Below are 19,553 nucleotides of genomic sequence, written 5' to 3'. Positions count from 1 at the left end.
AGTCATGTTGCAGAACATTCCTACCCATGTCATCGCCGGCCCTTTGGGCGCCGGCAAGACCAGTCTGATTCGCCAGCTCATGGCCCAACGGCCGGCCGGTGAGCGCTGGGCGGTGCTGATCAACGAGTTCGGTCAGATCGGCCTCGATGCTGCGTTGCTGACCCGCGATGGCGATGGTATCGCACTGGGCGAAGTCGCCGGGGGCTGTTTGTGTTGCGTCAACGGCGCGCCGTTTCAAATCGGCCTCGGCCGTTTGCTGCGCAAGGCCAGACCGGATCGGCTGTTCATCGAGCCGTCCGGGCTGGGCCATCCGGCGCAATTGCTCAAGCAGTTAGGTGAGGCGCCGTGGTTGGGTGTACTGGCGCTGCAGCCTTCTGTGTCAGTGCTGGATGCCCAGGCACTGGCCGCCGGGAAAGCGTTGCCGCCCGCTCAGCAGGACGCTTTGGGCGGCGCCGGTCTGCTGTTGCTGAACAAGGCCGAAGGCCTGGATGAGGCTGTGCGGCAGACCATCGCCGAGCGTTTGCCGGCGGTCAAATTGATCTGGACGCAGCAGGCGCAACTGTCTTTACGCGAGTTGCCGGGTGTGACGGCGCAAGCAATGGCGGGTGTGGATAACCTTGTTGTGCCGCAGGGGGCGGGACCGATTCCGGCGCTCTGGAGCGACCCGGCATCGCCGATTTGCCTGAGTCAGGCACAGGAGGGCGGTTGGAGCATCGGCTGGCGTTGGCACCCGGGGCAGACGTTCGATACGCAACGTCTGAGCCAATGGCTGCAGAGCCTGAACTGGCGGCGGGCGAAACTGGTTATCCATAGCGCCGAGGGCTGGGTCTCGGCCAATGCCGTGGATAACGCTGAACTGGATTGGCAGCCCAGCGAGTGGCGACGGGATTCGCGTATAGAGCTGATCTTTGCCGATGCGCGAAGTATCGATGCTTTGCAGTCAGGCCTGACGCAATGTCGAGTTCAAGCGGATTAGCTTACGGCTTCCACTTATTGTGTTCCTGACGCCACTGGCTCAGTTCGATCACTTCGGCCCGTGGGCGGGTAACTTCGACCACTGGTGGCGTGTCGTCGAACGGCGCCGGGTAGGGCGCCAGTTCAATCTGAGCGCTGTGCGCGCCAAACTGGGTGATGATGCCGTTGTGCCGGGTTTCCCCAGTCACGGTGAACTCGAAGTTGTAGACCCGGGCCAGACGCCGCCGGCCGCTGGCATCCTTGATCAAGCCGATTTTTTTCAACGCGACGTTACCGTCCAGCAGTTCAACGCCGACGTTGATGCAATGCTGCTTGACCCGCTCCAGCGCCCGCTCGCGCAAGCCGTGGTTGTGCCAAAGCCATGCGCCGGCAGCGGCGAACAGCATCAGCACGAAGATGTTTTCAAGGGTCAGCATCAACAGGAAACTCCAAAAGATTGGTCCAGCTTAACTGCGTCGCCGGTCTGTCGTACAGGCTGTGTTTCGTCGCATACTGCGCGGCTTGAATTTCAATCGTTTTACGGAATAACCCGAATGAAACGTACGCCTCATCTGCTCGCCATTCAGTCCCATGTGGTCTTCGGCCACGCCGGCAACAGCGCTGCGGTTTTTCCGATGCAGCGGGTCGGGGTGAATGTCTGGCCGCTCAACACGGTGCAGTTCTCCAACCATACCCAGTACGGCCAATGGGCCGGTGAAGTGCTCGCGCCGCAGCAGATCCCCGAACTGGTCGACGGCATTGCCGCCATTGGCGAACTGGGCAACTGCGACGCTGTGCTCTCCGGCTATCTGGGCAGCGCGGCGCAGGGCCGGGCGATTCTCAGTGGCGTCGAGTGCATCAAATCGGTCAATCCGAAGGCGTTGTACCTGTGTGACCCGGTGATGGGCCATCCGGAGAAAGGCTGCAGTGTGCCGGCCGAAGTCAGCGACTTTCTGCTGGAAGAAGCCGCGGCGGTGGCGGACATCATGTGTCCGAACCAACTGGAGCTGGACAGTTTCTCCGGGCGCAAGCCGCAGTCGTTGTTCGATTGCCTGGCGATGGCTCGGGCGCTGCTGGCGCGCGGGCCGAAAGCGGTGCTGGTCAAGCATCTGGATTATCCGGGCAAGCCGGCGGACGGTTTCGAGATGTTGTTGGTGACCGCTGATGAAAGCTGGCACTTGCGCCGTCCGCTGCTGGCGTTTCCGCGTCAGCCGGTGGGCGTGGGCGATCTGACGTCCGGGCTGTTCCTCGCGCGGGTGCTGTTGGGCGACAGCCTGATGGCGGCGTTCGAGTTCACCGCAGCGGCGGTGCATGAAGTGCTGCTGGAGACCCAGGCGTGTGCCAGTTATGAGCTGCAACTGGTGCGGGCGCAGGACCGGATCGCGCATCCGCGGGTGAAGTTCGAGGCGACGGCGATCAGTCTGTAATCGCATAATTGGTCAAAAAATCGCAGCCTGCGGCAGCTCCTACAGGGTGAACATTAATCCTCTGTAAGAGCTGCCGCAGGCTGCGATCTTTTGCTTTAAGCGTCGCCCTTGATCTCCTGATAACGCTTCTCCAGCTCCTGGCGAATCTGCCGACGCTGCTGCGCCTGCATGTAGCGACGCTTGTCTTCGCTGTTCTGCGGTTGCAGCGGCGGCACGGGGGCCGGTTTGCGCTGGTCATCCACCGCAACCATGGTGAAGAAGCAGCTGTTGGTGTGGCGCACCGAGCGCTCGCGGATGTTCTCGGTCACCACTTTGATGCCGACTTCCATCGAGGTGTTGCCGGTGTAGTTGACCGACGCGAGGAAGGTCACCAGTTCGCCGACATGGATCGGCTCGCGGAAAATCACCTGATCCACCGACAGCGTCACCACGTAGCGGCCGGCATAGCGGCTCGCGCAGGCGTAGGCCACTTCGTCGAGGTATTTGAGCAGGGTACCGCCGTGGACATTGCCAGAGAAGTTGGCCATGTCGGGGGTCATCAATACCGTCATCGACAGTTGGGCGTTTCCGGGTTCCATAACGTTCTCACGGATCAAGGCTGGATGGCTGGACGCACCTCTGCGGGTGCCTGGTGGCTTTTTCAAAAGCACCGTTATCGGGACGCCAGACGGCTGGCTGCCGTCACGCCGCGACCGATCTGTTTCCTTATATTGCACCGCCTTTCAGCCGGAAGTCGCGGTGTTAACCTGCAAAAGGCCCTGCCCAAGGGCAATTCCTACACGAAAACTGGATTTTTACCCAACTCGCTCAGAGCTTTCTGAAGTCTGACGGCGAGTCACGTCATACAAGGAGCCCACACCATGCATGCCATCAGCTTTATTCAGGACCTGGCAGTGATCATGTTGGTCGCAGGTGTGGTCACCGTGTTGTTTCACCGTTTCAAGCAGCCGGTGGTGCTCGGCTACATCGTCGCCGGTTTCATCATCGGCCCGCACACCCCGCCATTCGGTCTGATTCACGACGAAGAAACCATCAAGACCCTCGCCGAGCTGGGGGTGATTTTCCTGATGTTCTGCCTCGGGCTGGAGTTCAGCCTGCGCAAGTTGTTCAAGGTCGGGGCCACGGCGTTTATCGCGGCGTTCCTCGAAATTGTCCTGATGATCTGGATCGGCTATGAAATCGGCCGCTGGTTCGACTGGAACACCATGGACTCGCTGTTCCTCGGCGCAATCCTCGCCATCTCCTCGACCACTATCATCGTCAAGGCGCTCAACGACCTGAAGATGAAGAACGAGCGCTTCGCGCAGCTGATCTTCGGCGTATTGATCGTCGAGGACATCCTCGGCATCGGCATCATCGCCTTGCTGTCGAGCATCGCAGTCAGCGGCACGGTCAGTTCGGGCGAAGTGTTTTCCACGGTCGGCAAGCTGTCGCTGTTCATGATCGTCGCGTTGGTGATCGGCATTCTGCTGGTGCCGCGCCTGCTGGCGTACGTCGCCAAATTCGAAAGCAACGAGATGCTACTGATCACCGTGCTCGGCCTGTGTTTCGGTTTTTGTCTGCTGGTGGTCAAGCTCGAATACAGCATGGTGCTCGGCGCCTTCCTGATCGGCGCGATCATGGCCGAGTCGCGGCAGTTGCTGAAAATCGAGCGCCTGATCGAACCGGTTCGCGACCTGTTCAGTGCAATCTTCTTCGTCGCCATCGGCCTGATGCTCGATCCGATGATCCTGCTGCAATACGCGTGGCCGATTGCAGTCATTACCGTGGCGGTGGTGCTCGGCAAGATGTTGTCCTGCGGCCTCGGGGCGTTTATCGCCGGCAATGATGGACGCACCTCACTGCGTGTGGGGATGGGGCTGTCACAGATTGGCGAATTTTCCTTCATCATCGCCGCGCTCGGGATGACGCTGCAGGTCACCAGCAACTTTCTGTATCCCGTCGCGGTGGCGGTGTCGGTGATCACCACGCTGCTGACGCCGTACCTGATCCGCGCGGCCGATCCGCTGTCGATCAAACTCTCTGCGGCGGTACCCAAGCGTCTGGGACGAGTATTCGGCATGTACGGCGAGTGGCTGCGCAGCATTCAGCCGCAAGGCGAGGGCGCGATGCTGGCGGCGATGATCCGGCGGATTCTGTTGCAGGTCGGGGTCAACCTGGCGCTGGTGATCGCGATCTTCTTCAGCGGTGCGTTCTTTGCCGGACGACTGTCGGAGTGGATGCAGGACTGGGTCGCTGATCCGAGCTGGCAGAAGGCGTTGATCTGGGGCGGGGCGCTGCTGCTGTCGCTGCCGTTTCTGATCGCGGCGTATCGCAAGCTCAAGGCGCTGTCGATGCTGCTGGCGGAGATGGGCGTGAAGCCGGAGATGGCTGGGCGGCACACGCAGCGAGTGCGGCGGGTGATCTCCGAAGTGATCCCGATCCTCTCGCTGCTGGTGATCTTCCTGCTGCTGGCAGCCTTGTCGGCCAGTATCCTGCCGACCAACAAGCTGTTGGTGCTGGTCGCCGTGGTGGCGGCCGCCGTGGCGGCGCTGCTCTGGCGCTGGTTCATCCGCGTGCACACGCGGATGCAGGTGGCTTTGCTGGAAACCCTCGACAACCACAAGGAATCGTCGGGGCACTGATTGCCCGGGGCGGCTGGTGAATCAGCTTTCCAGCCAGACGTCCCGCGCCCAGTGCCACACCGATTCCCAGGACTCTTCGGTGATCAGCTCTTCTTCGCCGGACCACAGCACCACGGTGCCGTCTTCTTCGACGCAGTAGTAGTTGTCGCCGTCCTGGCAGATCGGGATCAGGTCGCGCGGTACGCCAGCGTCCCAGGCGTTGGCCGCGACATCCGGCAGGTAAGTGTGCGATTGCGGGTCGGTGACGGTCACCGGCTCGAGGCTGCCGTACACCACGTCGCTGACGGTCAGCAGAAACTCTTTGAAGACGAACGGGATGTTGATGAAGAGTTCTTCTTCGATCTCCACCAACTGGTCTTCGTCGGGCAACTCCAGGGGAACCGGTACGGGTTCGTTGGCTTCGCGCAGTTGTTCGATGATTTCTTCCACGTCCGGGATCCTCTTGCTTGAATGGCGCGGTTTATATGGGCCGGTTTATACAGTAGCTCGCTATAGATGCAACCGCGAAATAGAAAACCCCGGCCTGAGCCGGGGTTTTTATTACCACATGCGTAACGCGATGGGGATCAGCCGTTCTGGCGGATACCGGCCACCAGCCAAGGCTGGTTCTCGCCCTGTGGACGTTCCATGTTCCAGCTCTCGCTGAACACTTCGCCCTGGTCGAAACGCGAGGTCTTCGACACGCCGCTGAAGGTCAGGGTGGCGATCGTCTTGTCGGCGCGATCATCCACGCCGTCCAACTGCACTTGCAGGTTGTCGATGTAGGTCGACTGGAAGCCGTCGCCCAGATCCGCACGCTCACGCTTGAGGAACTCGAGCATCTGCGGGGTCACGAACTCGGCGATCTTATCCATTTCGTTGGCGTCCCAGTGCTGCTGCAGCGACTGGAAGTGGCTGCGCGCGGCTTCAAGGAAGCGCTGTTCGTTGAACCAGGCTGGCGCGTTGATCACCGGACGAGCGGCAGCCGGAGCAGCCGAACCACCGAAGATCGAACCCATGGCAGCAGGCTTCTGTTCGAATACTTCACGCTGCATCGGCGCGCCGGCCGGAGCCAGGTGCTCCTGCTGCTTGCGTCGACGAGCGGCGATGAAGCGGAAGATCACGAACGCGATCACGGCCATGATCAGGATGTCGAAGATCTGCATGCCCTGGAAGCCGCCGCCCATGAACATGGACGCGAGCAGGCCACCGGCGGCGATACCGGCCAGAGGGCCGAGCCATTTCGAAGCGCCGCCAGCCTTGGCCGCGGCACCGGCAGCGCCGGCTGCACCAGCGGTCGCTGCTGCGCCGCCCATGCCTGGGGAAGAAGGAGCCATCTGGCTGGTCTGGTGCGTCGGCGCAGCGCCGGCACTTTTGCCACCACCAAAGCGCTTGGCGTTGGCGTCGAGGCTCATCGTCAGGCCGATGCACAACGCCATGGCGATGCTAAGAAAACGTTTCATAAAGGGAATTCCCGTTTGTGGAGACACGCGCGCCATGTTGCACAGCTGAAGTGTTACTGGCTAGCGAGAGAGTGTTTCGGGCTTTTGCCTGACAGGTTACGTTCAGCTCGGTCGAGGCAATCAGGCCATGTACTTTTGTCTGTAGGAAAATGGGATAGGTTCAGCGGGAAACTTGCTTATCGACGCAACGCCAACATCACCACACCCGCGGTGATCAAGCCGATACCGCCCCATTGGCGCAGGTCGAGTTTCTCGCCCAGCAGGATCACGCCGAGCACCGCCACCAGTACCACGCTGAGCTTGTCCACTGGCGCGACCAGCGAAGCCGGGCCGACTTTCAGCGCGCGGAAGTAGCACAGCCACGACGCGCCGGTACCCAGGCCGGACAACAGCAGGAACAGGTAGCTCTTGGCGGAAATTGATCCCAATGACTGATATTGGCCCGTCGCGTACAAAATCAAGGCCAGACTGACCAGTACCACGATAGTACGCAGCAGAGTGGCGAAGTCGGAATTGACGTTTTCGATGCCGATCTTGGCAAAGATCGCCGTCAGCGCGGCGAACGTCGCCGAGAGCAAGGCCCAGAATGTCCAGGAAGAGAAGAAGCCTGAGCCCATTGCACTGTCCTTTCCCGAATGGGTTGTAAATCAAAAAGATCGCAGCTTGCGGCAGCTCCTGCAGGGGGAGCGTGCTTGTGCAGGAGCTGCCGCTGGCTGCGATCTTTTGTACTTTTAGATAGCTTCCAGCTTGGCGTACCCCAGCATCAGCCACTTGCTGCCTTCGCTGAAATTCACCTGCACCCGTGCCTGCGCGCCGGAACCTTCGAAGTTGAGGATCACGCCGTCGCCGAAGATTGAATGGCGTACTGCCTGACCCAGGCTGAAGCCGGTTTCCGGAATCTCGCTGCCGCTGAACAGGTTGCTGCCGCTCATCGACTGGTTGCCGCCAAACGGTCGGCTGACGCTGTTCGACAGACGCACTTCCTGGATCAGACCCTTCGGCACCTCGCGGACGAAACGCGAAACCTTGTTGTAGGTCTCGCTGCCGTACAGGCGTCGTGTTTCAGCATAGGTCATCACCAGATTCTGCATGGCGCGGGTGATGCCGACGTAGGCCAGACGGCGTTCCTCTTCAAGGCGCCCCGGTTCTTCCAGGCTCATCTTGTGCGGGAACAGGCCTTCTTCCATGCCCACCAGGAACACGTAAGGGAATTCCAGGCCTTTGGCGCTGTGCAGGGTCATCAGTTGAATGCTGTCTTCATGCTCGTCGGCCTGAGTGTCGCCGGCTTCCAGCGACGCGTGGCCGAGGAATGCCGCCAGAGGCGTCAGCTCTTCGTCTTCTTCGGTGTTTTCGAAGTTGCGCGCGGCGCTGACCAGTTCCTCAAGGTTTTCCACCCGGGCCTGGCCTTTCTCGCCTTTTTCCGCTTCGTGATAGGCGATCAGCCCCGATTGCTCGATGACGGTCTGGGTCATCAAATGCAACGGCATCTCCATGCACTTGGCGGCGAGATTTTCGATCAGCTCGATAAACGCCCCCAAGGCGCCGGCAGCACGACCGGTCAGGCCTTTATTGGCGACCAGTTGCCGCATTGCTTCCCACATCGACACATCGCTGTGACGGGCATGGTCGCGGATCGCCTCGACGGTTTTCTCACCGATGCCACGGGCCGGGACGTTGATGACCCGCTCCAGTGCCGCATCGTTGCCGCGACCTTCCAGCAAACGCAGGTAGGCCATGGCGTTCTTGATTTCCGCGCGCTCGAAGAAGCGCTGGCCGCCATAGATGCGGTACGGAATGCGCTCGCGCAGCAAGGCTTCTTCCAAAACGCGCGATTGGGCGTTGGAGCGGTAAAGAATCGCGATATCGCTGCGAGCCAGGCCGGTTTTCAGCGCACTTTCTATGGTTTCGACAACGTAGCGTGCTTCGTCGTGTTCGTTGAACGCGGCGTACAGGTTGATCGCCTCGCCATCGCCACCGTCGGTCCACAGCTCTTTGCCGAGGCGTCCGGTGTTGTTGGCGATCAAGGCGTTGGCCGCCTTGAGGATGCCAGCGGTGGAGCGGTAGTTCTGCTCCAGGCGAATGGTTACCGAATCCGGGAAGTCGGACGAGTACTGATGAATGTTCTCGATTTTCGCCCCGCGCCAGCCGTAGATAGACTGATCGTCGTCGCCGACCACCATCAGGCTGTCACCGCCCTTGCCGAGCAGGCGCAACCAGGCGTACTGCACGGCGTTGGTGTCCTGGAACTCGTCGACGAGGATGTGGCGGAAGCGCTTTTGATAGTGCGCCAGCAGACCCGGGTGATCGCGCCACAAGTCGAGGGCGCGCAGCAGCAGTTCGGAAAAATCGATGACCCCGGCGCGCTGGCAGGCCGCCTCGTAGGCTTCATAGATGCCGCGCATGGTCGCCAGGTACAAGTCGCCGCTGGCCTGAATGTGCTGTGGGCGCAGACCTTCGTCTTTCTGCCCGTTGATGAACCACTGGGCCTGACGCGCCGGCCACCGTTGCTCGTCCAGCCCCAGCTCGCGGATCACCCGCTTGACCAGTCGCTGCTGATCGTCGCTATCGAGAATCTGGAAAGTCTGGCTCAACCCGGCTTCCTGCCAGTGCGCCCGCAACAGGCGGTGCGCCAGGCCGTGGAAGGTGCCGACCCACATGCCGGCCGGGTTGATACCCAGCAACTGCTCGATGCGGTGACGCATCTCGGCAGCGGCCTTGTTGGTGAAGGTCACCGACAGAATGGAGTGGGGCGAGGCGTTTTCGACCTGGATCAACCAGGCGATACGGTGCACCAGCACTCGGGTTTTACCGGAACCGGCACCGGCCAGGACCAACTGACGGCCAACGGGGGCTGCTACGGCCTGGCGTTGGGCATCGTTGAGGGAGTTCAGCAGAAGGGAGAGATCATCGCGCATCGGGGCATTCTAGGGTGCGCCGCAGGCCCGGGCAAACCGAGCTTTGCATTAGCCGATGAAAGCGCCGTCGATGACGACCGGTCGGTCACTGGCTACAGGCTTTGGCCCGCCTCGCTTTGCGGGTTTTGCCGGTGATCGGACGGGAAAAGTTTCCGGCAAATTATGATCTGGAGCAGTTTGGCAACGGGGTCTGCTTGTGTATGCTCCGTCCACGTTTCGGGCCCAATGCTCACTCTTATAAGAACAACAACATTGCACAAGACCCTCAGCTCAGACCTGTCGGGCCCCTCTGTGGAACCCCGGGTCATCCGCAAGCATTACGCCGTAGAAATGGCGGTCGAACGCACGCGCCTGCTGTATCAGGGCTCGCTGCTGCCGACGATGTTCATGTTGCTCAATGGTCTGGTCTGCGCCGCTTTGCTCTGGAGCCCGCAGCGCTATTTCGTGGTCAGCATCTGGCTGGTCTGGTTATTGTCGCTGGTGGCGCTGCGGGTGATTCAGGTCGCCGCGTTCGATTCGGCGATCCCGGACCGTCAGGCCCAGCCGATCTGGTTCCGCATGTTCCTGCTCGGCTCGACCATGACCGGCCTGACGCTGGCTGGCGCCGGCATCGCGCTGGTGCCCGCCGACAACTTCATGCAGCAAGCCTGGGTGTTCGGCCTGATCGGCGCCGCGACCTTGTCGGCCAGCGTTGCTTATGCCGTCAGCCTGCCGGCGTTTCTGTCCTTTACCTTACCGTGCCTGCTGCCAGCGATCGGCTACCTGTTCTGGGGCGGCGACGAACAGGCACGCGGCTGGGGCTGGCTCGGGCTGATTCTGCTCGGCTCACTGAGTGTGGTGGCATGGCAGGTCAATCGGCTGATCGACCGCGGCTTGCTGCGGCGTTTTCAGAACCAGCACCTGATCGAGCACCTGCAGCAGGCGCAGAACCGCAGCGAGCAGCTCAATCAGGCGCTGGCCAAAGAGATCGAACAGCGGCGCTGCGCCGAGGGCCAATTGCGTGAGGCGCAGGTCGAGCTGGAAGACCGGGTGGCGCAGCGCAGCCGCGAACTGGACGTGGCCAACCAGGCGCTGAGCAAAAGCGAAGCCCGGCTGGCCCTGGCGTTGAAGGCCAGTGAACTGGGGCTGTGGGACTGGAATCTGCAAACCGACGAAGTCCACCACACGCAGATTCAGGAGCTGTTCGGCCTCGCGCCTGAATATGTCACGGCGATCCTGCGCGACCTCAAGCCACGCCTGCACCCCGAGGATGTGCCCGGACTCAAGCAGGCGCTGATCGAACACCTGAAAGGGCGCTCCGAGGACTATCAGATCGAATACCGCGTACGGCACGGTGACGGCCATTGGGTATGGATCGAAGACCGCGGTCGCGCCGTGGAGCGCAGTGACAGTGGCCGGGTGATCCGCATGGTCGGTACCCGGCGCGACATCAGCGCGAGCAAAAGCCTTGAAGAACAGCAGCGACTGGCGGCCACGGTGTTCGAAGCGGCCAGCGAAGGCATCGTCATTCTCGACCCGAACTACGCGCTGATTGCGATCAATCAGGCGTTCAGCCGGGTCACCGGTTATGACATCGAAGACATGCTCGGGCGTAATGTCGTCGAGCTGCCGTGCAGTCGTGATGCGCGGCGACATTACGTTTCGATCCGCCACGCGCTGGAGCAGCACGGCAGCTGGCAGGGCGAACTGGTGGAAACCCGCAAGAACGGCGAGCTGTATCCGCAGTGGCTGCAACTCAATGCGGTGCGCGACAGTCGGGGAAATGTCAGCCATATCGTCGGCTTCTTCGCCGATCTTTCCGCGCGACGCGAATCCGAGGAGCGTATGCGCTTCCTGACGCATTACGATGAGCTGACCGGGCTGGCCAATCGTTCGCTGTTCCGCGAGCGCCTGCACGAAGCCCATCAGCGCGTGCGTCAGGGCGGCCGGCGCAGTCTGGCGCTGCTGCACATCAATCTCGATCGCTTCAAGCTGCTCAACGACAGCCTCGGTCACGAGGTCGCGGACCAACTGCTGCAGAAAATGGCCCGACGCCTGGTCAATGCATTGCCGGAGGCTGACACCATCGCGCGACTGTCCGGTGACGAGTTTGCCGTGCTGTTCGATGCTTACGGCAACCTGTCGAGCCTGGCACGGGTCGCCACGCGGCTGTCGAGCAAGCTGCGCCTGCCGTTGACGGTCGAAGGGCATGAACTGGTGGTCAGTGCCTCGATGGGCATCAGCATGCTGCCGGACAACGCCCGAGAGATTTCCGCGCTGGTCAGTCAGTCGAACATGGCCATGCAACACGCCAAGCACCTGGGCGGCAACAATTTTCAGTTCTATACCGACAGCTTGCAGGCCAGCACCCTTGAACGTCTGCAACTGGAGAACCAGTTGCGCAAAGCCATCGAAGACAAGCAACTCAAGGTGTTCTACCAGCCGAAGCTGTGCCTGCAAACCGGGCGCCTGAATGCGGCGGAAGCGCTGGTGCGCTGGGATCATCCGACCATGGGCCGGGTGCCGCCGGGGGACTTCATCGGTCTGGCCGAGGAAACCGGACTGATCGGCCCGATCGGCGAATTTGTGCTGCGCCAGGCCTGCTGGCAGGCGTGCGAATGGCAGCGTCAGGGGCTGGCGCCGATTCGGGTATCGGTGAACCTGTCGGTGCATCAACTGCGGCAGGGCAAACTGGTCAGTCTGGTGCGCCAGGTGCTGGAGGAAACCGGGCTGGCGCCGCACTACCTCGAACTGGAACTCACCGAGAGTCAGCTGCTGGACAGCGTCGAACACATCATCGCGACCTTTCAGCAATTACGCGATCTGGGGGTGAAGCTGGCAATCGACGATTTCGGCACCGGCTACTCGTCGCTGAGTTACCTCAAACGGATTCCGGTGGATTACGTGAAGATCGATCAGGCGTTCATTCGTGGGCTGGGGCAGGGCAGTGAGGATGCGGCGATCACTCGGGCGATCATCGCCATGGCTCACGGGCTGTCGTTGAAGGTGGTGGCCGAAGGTGTCGAGCGGCAAGAGCAGCTGGAGTTTCTACGCGTCGAGCGCTGCGACGAAGTGCAGGGTTATCTGATCAGTCGTCCGGTGGAGGCCGACCGTCTGGCCGGGCTGTTGCGCGAACAGGAAAAACCGCTTTAAGGGCTACATGCACTCCATCGCGCCTGATATGGGGACATGGAGTTACGCATTGAGCAGGCAAAAAGCCAATTCATGTAGTATAACTACAAGCGTGCTACATCCTTGCCCATAAGAAGAGTCCAGCCCCTTGAATCTGCTGCAACACATCGCCCAGTCACGTCACCTGTTACGCAAGTCGGAGCTCAAGGTCGCCGACCACGTGCTGCTTGACCCCGCGGCGGTGATGCACAGTTCCATGGCCGACCTGGCCCACAGCGTCGGCATCAGCGAGCCGACCATCGTGCGCTTCTGCCGGGCCATTGGCTGCTCCGGGTTTCAGGATCTCAAGCTCAAACTGGCGCAGAGCCTGGCCGCCGGTGCCAGCTTCGGCCAGTTCGCGATCCATGAAGACGACTCGGTCGCCGACTACAGCCTGAAAATTTTCGACACCACATTGCATACGCTGATGGAGGTTCGCGAGAAGCTCGATCCGGTGGAATTGCAGCGTGCCGTGACGCTGATGTCCCAGGCGCAGCGCGTCGAGTTCTACGGCTTTGGTGCGTCGGGCGCGGTGGCGGCGGATGCGCAGCACAAGTTCTTCCGTCTGCTGCTGACCGCTGCGGCGTATTCCGACCCGCACATGCAGGCGATGTCGGCGGTGACCTTGAAGCCGACCGACGTGGCGATCTGCATTTCCCAGTCCGGGCGTTCCAAGGATCTGCTGATCACTGCCAACCTGGTGCGCGAGAGCGGCGCCTCGCTGATCACTTTGTGCCCGAGTCAGACACCGTTGGCCGAGCTGTCGACGGTTAACCTGGCAATCGATGTACACGAAGACACCGAGATCTACACACCGCTGACCTCGCGCATTGCGCATCTGGTGGTGATCGACGTGCTGGCGATGGGCGTGGCGATGGCGCGTGGGCCGAGTCTGGTTAACCACCTGAAGAGCGTTAAGCGCAGCCTGCGCAGCTTGCGGCTGTCCCCCAAGGCCGTGAAAGCTCTGGACGACTGAAGCCTGCTTTTGTGGCGAGGGAGCTTGCTCCCGATGGGGCGTGCAGCGGCCCTGAAAGGCCGGGCCTGCTTCGCAGTCCAGCGGGAACAAGCTCCCTCGCCACAATGAAACGCAATTTGCAAAGTTTCATCGCACTGTCATCCCCGCGCAGCCAAACCGTCATCCCCCACGCCTATCGTGAAACTCCCGTACTCGCCTTGGGAGACTCGAAATGGCTCAGCCCTACGAAGAACGCAACAGCGCCGCGAAAACCCGTCGTCAGCAGGAAGACCAGCGTCGCATGGAATTCCGTCGCGCCATCGAAGATCGCTTCGAACTCCGTCAGCTTCAGAGCGAAATCAGCGATTTTCCCGAGGACATCGAACTCAACTACTGGCAGGCCGCACCGGCAGTTTCCCGTCGAAGCGCTCAACCAGCGCGCTGATCTGCACCCGCTCGCTGCGGATAAACGCCAGGAAGGCATGCGCCACCGGTGACAGCCGTTTGGCCTTGGCTTGCACCAGACACCAGCTGCGAAACAGCGGCAACTCTTCGACCGGCAGCTCCACCAGGCCGCCGGTCGCCAGTTCCAGGTTCAGGGCATGGCGGGTCAACAGCGCCAGGCCCAGACCCGCCACGACGCATTCACGTTGAGCTTCGGCCGAGGCCACTTCCTGAGTCTGGGTGAAGTGCACGCGTTTCTCTTTGAAATACTCTTCACAGGCCAATCGCGTACCTGAACCCGGTTCGCGGATCAGCAGCGTGTAAGGCTCAAGATCCTGCAGACGCAGCGGCCCCATGTGCGCCAGCGGATGGTCCGGGCGCGCCACGGCGACAATCGGGTTGTTCAGAAACGGCAGAAACTCCAGACCCATGTCCTGCGGCACCATCGACATGATCACCAGATCATCGCGGTTGTCCGAGAGGCGGCGAATCACCTGGCCGCGGTTGACCACAGTCAGCTGCAGGTTCACTTCCGGGTGCTGGCGCTTGAACGCGGCGAACAGGTGCGGCACGAAGTATTTGGCACTGGATTCCACGGCCAGCTTCAACTGGCCTTGCAGCGAGCCCTGCATGTCCGACAGCTGCATGTCGAGGTTTTCCAGGCGGCCGAAGATGTCCCGGCTGGCACGCTGCAGGGCTTCGGCGGCCTCGGTCATGTAGAGTTTTTTGCCGACGTAATCGAATAATGGCTGGCCGATCAGCTCTTCCAGCTGACGAATCTGTAGGCTCACGGCGGGTTGTGTCAGAGACATTTCATCGGCGGCGCGGCTGTAGGAGCGTAAATCACACACTTCGTTGAAGATCTGCAATTGGCGTAATGTCATACGCATCAAGGACTTACGCATTTTTTATAGGCTCTGGCTACAGGCTGATGGTTTAACTATAAGTCTTTGCTTATGCCTGACCCAATTTTTATTCATTTTTGTTAATCCCTTGCGAGCGCTAGTGTGGGGCTGCGACTAAATTGAAACATTTAGTCACGCGTCGACCTGGGTCTAGCAGGTCGTGGTGCCACCGGCTCAAGGGAACCTCCAAGTGATAAAAAAGATCCTGATCGCCAACCGTGGTGAGATTGCCGTACGAATCGTGCGAGCCTGCGCCGAAATGGGCATTCGCTCGGTTGCGATTTTTTCCGACGCCGACCGCCATGCCTTGCATGTGAAGCGCGCGGACGAAGCCCACAGCATTGGTGCCGAGCCTCTGGCCGGTTATCTGAACCCGCGCAAGCTGGTGAACCTGGCGGTGGAAACCGGTTGCGATGCATTGCATCCCGGTTACGGCTTCCTCTCGGAAAATGCAGAGCTGGCAGACATTTGCGCCGAACGCGGAATCAAGTTCATTGGCCCGTCGGCGGAAGTCATTCGCCGCATGGGCGACAAGACCGAAGCCCGGCGCAGCATGATCAAGGCCGGCGTCCCCGTCACCCCAGGCACCGAAGGCAACGTCTCCGGTATCGAAGAAGCCTTGGCCGAAGGCGACCGCATCGGTTATCCGGTGATGCTCAAGGCTACCTCTGGTGGTGGCGGGCGCGGCATCCGTCGCTGCAACAGCCGCGAAGAACTCGAACAGAATTTCCCTCGGGTGATTTCCGAAGCGACCAAGGCTTTCGGTTCAGCGGAAGTGTTCCTGGAAAAATGCATCGTCAACCCGAAACACATTGAAGCGCAGATCCTCGGCGACAGCTTCGGCAATGTCGTGCACTTGTTCGAGCGTGACTGCTCGATCCAGCGCCGCAACCAGAAGCTGATCGAGATCGCCCCGAGCCCGCAACTGACCCCGGAACAGCGCGCCTACATCGGCGACCTGTCAGTGCGTGCGGCCAAGGCTGTGGGTTACGAGAACGCCGGCACCGTGGAGTTTCTGCTCGCCGAGGGCGAGGTGTACTTCATGGAGATGAACACCCGGGTGCAGGTGGAGCACACCATCACCGAAGAAATCACCGGGATCGACATCGTCCGCGAACAGATCCGCATCGCCTCCGGCCTGCCGCTGTCGGTGAAACAGGAAGACATCCAGCACCGTGGTTTTGCGTTGCAGTTTCGCATCAACGCCGAAGACCCGAAAAACAACTTCCTGCCGAGCTTCGGCAAGATCACCCGCTACTACGCCCCCGGCGGCCCGGGCGTACGCACCGACACGGCGATCTATACCGGTTACACCATTCCGCCGTTCTACGACTCGATGTGCCTGAAACTGGTGGTCTGGGCGCTGACCTGGGAAGAGGCGATGGACCGTGGCCTGCGCGCGCTGGACGACATGCGCCTGCAAGGCGTGAAGACCACCGCCGCGTACTACCAGGAAATCCTGCGCAATCCGGAATTCCGTAGCGGCCAGTTCAATACCAGCTTCGTTGAAAGCCACCCTGAACTGACCAACTACTCGATCAAGCGCAAACCCGAAGAGCTGGCCCTGGCCATCGCCGCCGCCATCGCCGCCCACGCAGGCCTGTGAGGAATATAAGAATGAGCAAGAAGATCTTTGTCACCGACACCATCCTGCGCGACGCTCACCAATCGCTGCTCGCCACCCGTATGCGCACCGAAGACATGCTGCCGATCTGCGACAAACTCGACAAAGTCGGCTATTGGTCGCTGGAATGCTGGGGCGGTGCGACGTTCGACGCCTGCGTACGCTTTCTGAAAGAAGACCCGTGGGAGCGCCTGCGCCAACTGCGCGCCGCGTTGCCCAACACCCGCCTGCAAATGCTTCTGCGCGGGCAGAACCTGCTCGGCTACCGCCACTACAGCGATGACGTGGTCAAAGCCTTTGTCGCCAAGGCCGCGGTCAATGGCATCGACGTGTTCCGCATCTTCGACGCAATGAACGATGTGCGTAACCTGCGCGTGGCCATCGAAGCGGTGAAAGCTGCCGGCAAACATGCGCAAGGCACTATCGCCTACACCACCAGCCCGGTGCACACCATCGACGCGTTCGTGGCGCAGGCCAAGCAGATGGAAGCCATGGGTTGCGACTCGGTGGCGATCAAGGACATGGCCGGTCTGCTGACCCCGTACGCCACCGGTGAACTGGTCCGCGCCTTGAAGGCCGAGCAGTCGCTGCCAGTGTTCATCCACTCGCATGACACGGCTGGTCTGGCGGCGATGTGCCAATTGAAAGCCATTGAAAACGGCGCCGATCACATCGACACCGCGATCTCCAGCTTCGCCTCGGGCACCAGTCATCCGGGCACCGAGTCGATGGTTGCTGCGCTCAAAGGCACCGAGTACGACACCGGTCTGGACCTGGAGCTGCTGCAGGAAATCGGTCTGTACTTCTACGCCGTACGCAAGAAGTACCACCAGTTCGAAAGCGAATTCACCGCCGTCGATACCCGTGTGCAAGTCAATCAGGTGCCGGGCGGGATGATCTCCAACCTTGCCAACCAGTTGAAAGAGCAGGGCGCGCTGAACCGCATGGCCGAAGTGCTGGCGGAAATTCCGCGGGTACGTGAAGACCTCGGCTTCCCGCCGCTGGTAACGCCGACCTCGCAGATCGTTGGCACCCAGGCGTTTTTCAACGTGCTGGCTGGCGAGCGCTACAAGACCATCACCAATGAAGTGAAGCTGTACCTGCAAGGTGGTTACGGCAAGGCGCCGGGCGTGGTCAACGAGAAGTTGCGTCGTCAGGCCATCGGCAGCGAAGAGGTGATCGACGTGCGTCCGGCCGATCTGCTCAAGCCGGAAATGACCAAGTTGCGTGCCGACATCGGCGCACTGGCCAAGTCCGAAGAAGACGTGCTGACTTTCGCCATGTTCCCGGACATCGGGCGCAAGTTCCTCGAAGAGCGTGCCGCCGGCACCCTGGTTCCGGAAGTGCTGTTGCCGATCCCTGAGGCCGGTGGTGTGGCGAAGGCCGGCGGCGAAGGCGTGCCGACCGAGTTTGTCATCGACGTCCACGGCGAAACCTACCGCGTCGACATCACTGGTGTCGGCGTGAAGGCCGAAGGCAAGCGTCACTTCTACCTGTCCATCGACGGCATGCCGGAAGAAGTGGTGTTCGAACCGCTCAACGAATTCGTCGGCGGTGGCAGCAGCAAACGCAAGCAGGCGTCGGCACCGGGCCATGTCAGCACCACCATGCCAGGCAACATCGTCGATGTGCTGGTCAAGGAGGGCGACATCGTCAAGGCTGGCCAGGCTGTATTGATCACCGAAGCGATGAAGATGGAAACCGAAGTCCAGGCAGCGATTGCCGGCAAGGTCACCGCCATTCATGTGGCCAAGGGCGACCGGGTCAACCCGGGCGAAATCCTGATCGAGATCGAAGGCTGAGATAACCGCCGCGATCCAACGCTTTAAACCTCGGGGGGGCATGTGCTCCCCTTTTTTTCGCCTGCAATATGCTGTTCTCTGTCGGAGCTGTCGCAGGCCCGAGCCTGCGGCAGCTCCTACACGTAGCGTTGTGTCAGAACGCCATGCGCCACTGGCCTGTCACGCCGTAACTGCGGCTGTCGTTGCCGGCCTCGCCGCTGAGGCCAATGCCCAGAGTGTTACGGGCGGACAGGGTCAGATCCAGACCTGCATCCAGCGTGAAGCTGTTGCGATCCATCTCGGCGCCAGTGACTTCAAAGCTTCTGCCACCCTTGACCAGGTGCTGGCGCGTTACGTTGTCCAGATCGCCGTAGGTGTGTTTCACGCTCGCGCTCAGGCGCGGCGTCAACTGCATACCGTTGGACAGTTGGTTGGTGCTCGTCAGGCGCAGGCCGAGGGTGCTGCTCGGATTCGCCTGGGTCTGACCCTGAACCTTGAGCGCCGCATCGCCACCTTTCTCGGTGTAGCCGTCACGTTGATAGCGTTGATAACCGACGCTGGCGAACGGCTCGATGCTGACGTTGCCACGACCGAGGTTGTAGCCGACTTCGGCAAAGGCGTGCTGGGTGCTGGCGTCATAGCGGCTCTTGAGCCGATCGCTGAAACCATTGAAGGCGACGCGACGTTTGCCGCTGCCGTCATGGCTGCCGTACGAGGCGCCCAAGCGCAAGGCGAACGGGCCATCCTGACGCAGCGCGTAGGCGCCGAGGTGCCAGCTGTCGAGATCACCGTCGAACTGTTGGGCATCGAAGCGGGTTTGCGCTTTTGCACCCATCAGGCCGACATGCCATTGTTCGTCGATTCGCCAGTCGGCCCCCATGACCAGACCTTGGGTGGAATGCTTCAGAACACTGGCGGCGTCACGATCAACCTGGCCGCCATGCCCCAGTGCTTGCAGCCAGACCCGCCCGTTGCCTTCGCCACCAGCCGCTCGGCGCGGTGCATTCCCTGAGCTCTGCGCGCCATTGCCGCTGTCCAGTTGATGCATGGCCGAAAGCATGCTGGCGCTGAGTGGATTGACGCTGCTCAGTGTGGCTTTGGCGAGGTTGGCGTAACTGCCGGCGGCGAGTTGTTCGAGAGCCAGGCTGGCCGTCGGCTTGCTGGAGCCGAGCAGGGCCGTGACGGCAGTATTTTGAGGTGTGGCCGCGCTGATGGCTTTGCTTGTCTGGCGAAGTGCCTCAGGCTCTTGAGGTTGCTGAGGTTGCTGAGGTTGCTGAGGTTGCTGAGGTTGCTGAGGTTGCTGAGGTTGCTGAGGTTGCTGAGGTTGCTGAG

Annotated in this window: 16 protein-coding genes; 8 read left to right on the top strand and 8 right to left on the bottom strand. The window is 61.1% G+C overall.

Annotated elements, in window-relative coordinates; genetic code table 11:
- Positions 1-4 precede the first annotated feature (4 nt).
- Positions 5-976 carry a GTP-binding protein gene (locus B1722_RS11230; protein WP_086792508.1) on the top strand — a complete coding sequence of 324 codons (972 nt, stop codon included), beginning with the start codon at positions 5-7 and terminating at the stop codon, positions 974-976.
- Position 977: 1 nt separating this feature from the next.
- Here B1722_RS11230 and B1722_RS11225 read toward each other — a convergent pair whose 3' ends face one another.
- Positions 978-1,391, bottom strand: a complete 414-nt coding sequence (locus B1722_RS11225) for a DUF3301 domain-containing protein (RefSeq protein WP_086792506.1) — start codon at positions 1,389-1,391, stop codon at positions 978-980.
- 117 nt (positions 1,392-1,508) lie between these two features.
- Between B1722_RS11225 and pdxY the strand changes: the two genes are divergently transcribed.
- On the top strand, positions 1,509-2,381 hold the full coding sequence (gene pdxY / locus B1722_RS11220; protein WP_086792504.1) for a pyridoxal kinase PdxY: 873 nt from the start codon (positions 1,509-1,511) through the stop codon (positions 2,379-2,381).
- A 95-nt stretch (positions 2,382-2,476) separates the two neighbouring features.
- Here pdxY and B1722_RS11215 read toward each other — a convergent pair whose 3' ends face one another.
- Positions 2,477-2,959 carry an acyl-CoA thioesterase gene (locus B1722_RS11215; protein ID WP_041073853.1) on the bottom strand — a complete coding sequence of 161 codons (483 nt, stop codon included), beginning with the start codon at positions 2,957-2,959 and terminating at the stop codon, positions 2,477-2,479.
- 282 nt (positions 2,960-3,241) lie between these two features.
- On the opposite strand from B1722_RS11215, the gene B1722_RS11210 reads away from it, so the two are divergent.
- Positions 3,242-5,005 carry a cation:proton antiporter gene (locus B1722_RS11210; protein WP_041073855.1) on the top strand — a complete coding sequence of 588 codons (1,764 nt, stop codon included), beginning with the start codon at positions 3,242-3,244 and terminating at the stop codon, positions 5,003-5,005.
- A gap of 21 nt (positions 5,006-5,026) precedes the next feature.
- Here B1722_RS11210 and B1722_RS11205 read toward each other — a convergent pair whose 3' ends face one another.
- From B1722_RS11205 to uvrD, 4 genes are all read right to left on the bottom strand, one after another.
- Positions 5,027-5,434, bottom strand: coding sequence for an SMI1/KNR4 family protein (locus B1722_RS11205; protein ID WP_024164487.1), 408 nt, complete (start codon positions 5,432-5,434; stop codon positions 5,027-5,029).
- Positions 5,435-5,571: 137 nt separating this feature from the next.
- Complete coding sequence (locus tag B1722_RS11200; RefSeq protein WP_041073858.1) at positions 5,572-6,447, bottom strand: Tim44 domain-containing protein; 876 nt, start codon at positions 6,445-6,447, stop codon at positions 5,572-5,574.
- A gap of 176 nt (positions 6,448-6,623) precedes the next feature.
- The gene (locus tag B1722_RS11195) at positions 6,624-7,064 is read right to left on the bottom strand and encodes an EamA family transporter (protein ID WP_027610340.1); all 441 of its coding nucleotides are present in this window, start codon (positions 7,062-7,064) and stop codon (positions 6,624-6,626) included.
- A 114-nt stretch (positions 7,065-7,178) separates the two neighbouring features.
- On the bottom strand, positions 7,179-9,362 hold the full coding sequence (uvrD, locus tag B1722_RS11190; RefSeq protein WP_041073860.1) for a DNA helicase II: 2,184 nt from the start codon (positions 9,360-9,362) through the stop codon (positions 7,179-7,181).
- Positions 9,363-9,587: 225 nt separating this feature from the next.
- On the opposite strand from uvrD, the gene B1722_RS11185 reads away from it, so the two are divergent.
- From B1722_RS11185 to B1722_RS11170, 3 genes are all read left to right on the top strand, one after another.
- Entirely contained in the window at positions 9,588-12,494 is a 2,907-nt protein-coding gene (locus B1722_RS11185) for a GGDEF domain-containing phosphodiesterase (RefSeq protein WP_086792502.1), read from the top strand.
- A gap of 127 nt (positions 12,495-12,621) precedes the next feature.
- Positions 12,622-13,488: a transcriptional regulator HexR gene (gene hexR / locus B1722_RS11180; RefSeq protein WP_007962240.1), complete on the top strand. Its 867-nt coding sequence runs from the start codon at positions 12,622-12,624 to the stop codon at positions 13,486-13,488.
- 211 nt (positions 13,489-13,699) lie between these two features.
- Positions 13,700-13,912, top strand: coding sequence for a PA3496 family putative envelope integrity protein (locus tag B1722_RS11170; RefSeq protein WP_025112635.1), 213 nt, complete (start codon positions 13,700-13,702; stop codon positions 13,910-13,912).
- Here the strand turns inward: B1722_RS11170 and B1722_RS11165 are convergent.
- A complete protein-coding gene (locus tag B1722_RS11165; protein ID WP_041073865.1) occupies positions 13,854-14,816 on the bottom strand; it encodes a LysR family transcriptional regulator in 963 nt (320 codons plus the stop codon). The genes B1722_RS11170 and B1722_RS11165 overlap by 59 nt on opposite strands.
- A 190-nt stretch (positions 14,817-15,006) precedes the next feature.
- Here B1722_RS11165 and B1722_RS11160 point away from each other — a divergent pair, with 190 nt between their 5' ends.
- Positions 15,007-16,422, top strand: a complete 1,416-nt coding sequence (locus tag B1722_RS11160; RefSeq protein WP_086792498.1) for an acetyl-CoA carboxylase biotin carboxylase subunit — start codon at positions 15,007-15,009, stop codon at positions 16,420-16,422.
- Positions 16,423-16,433: 11 nt separating this feature from the next.
- Positions 16,434-18,242 (top strand): sodium-extruding oxaloacetate decarboxylase subunit alpha, encoded by a 1,809-nt coding sequence (gene oadA, locus B1722_RS11155; RefSeq protein WP_086792496.1) that lies wholly within the window; start codon positions 16,434-16,436, stop codon positions 18,240-18,242.
- 133 nt (positions 18,243-18,375) lie between these two features.
- On the opposite strand, the gene B1722_RS11150 is transcribed toward oadA, so the two are convergent.
- The coding region (locus tag B1722_RS11150; protein ID WP_256578846.1) for an autotransporter domain-containing protein at positions 18,376-19,553 on the bottom strand (1,178 nt) is incomplete at its 5' end.

This window comes from Pseudomonas sp. SCPG-7, from assembly GCF_002156405.1.
GTDB lineage: Bacteria > Pseudomonadota > Gammaproteobacteria > Pseudomonadales > Pseudomonadaceae > Aquipseudomonas > Aquipseudomonas parakoreensis.
This window is presented reverse-complemented; position numbering and strand designations above follow the sequence as displayed.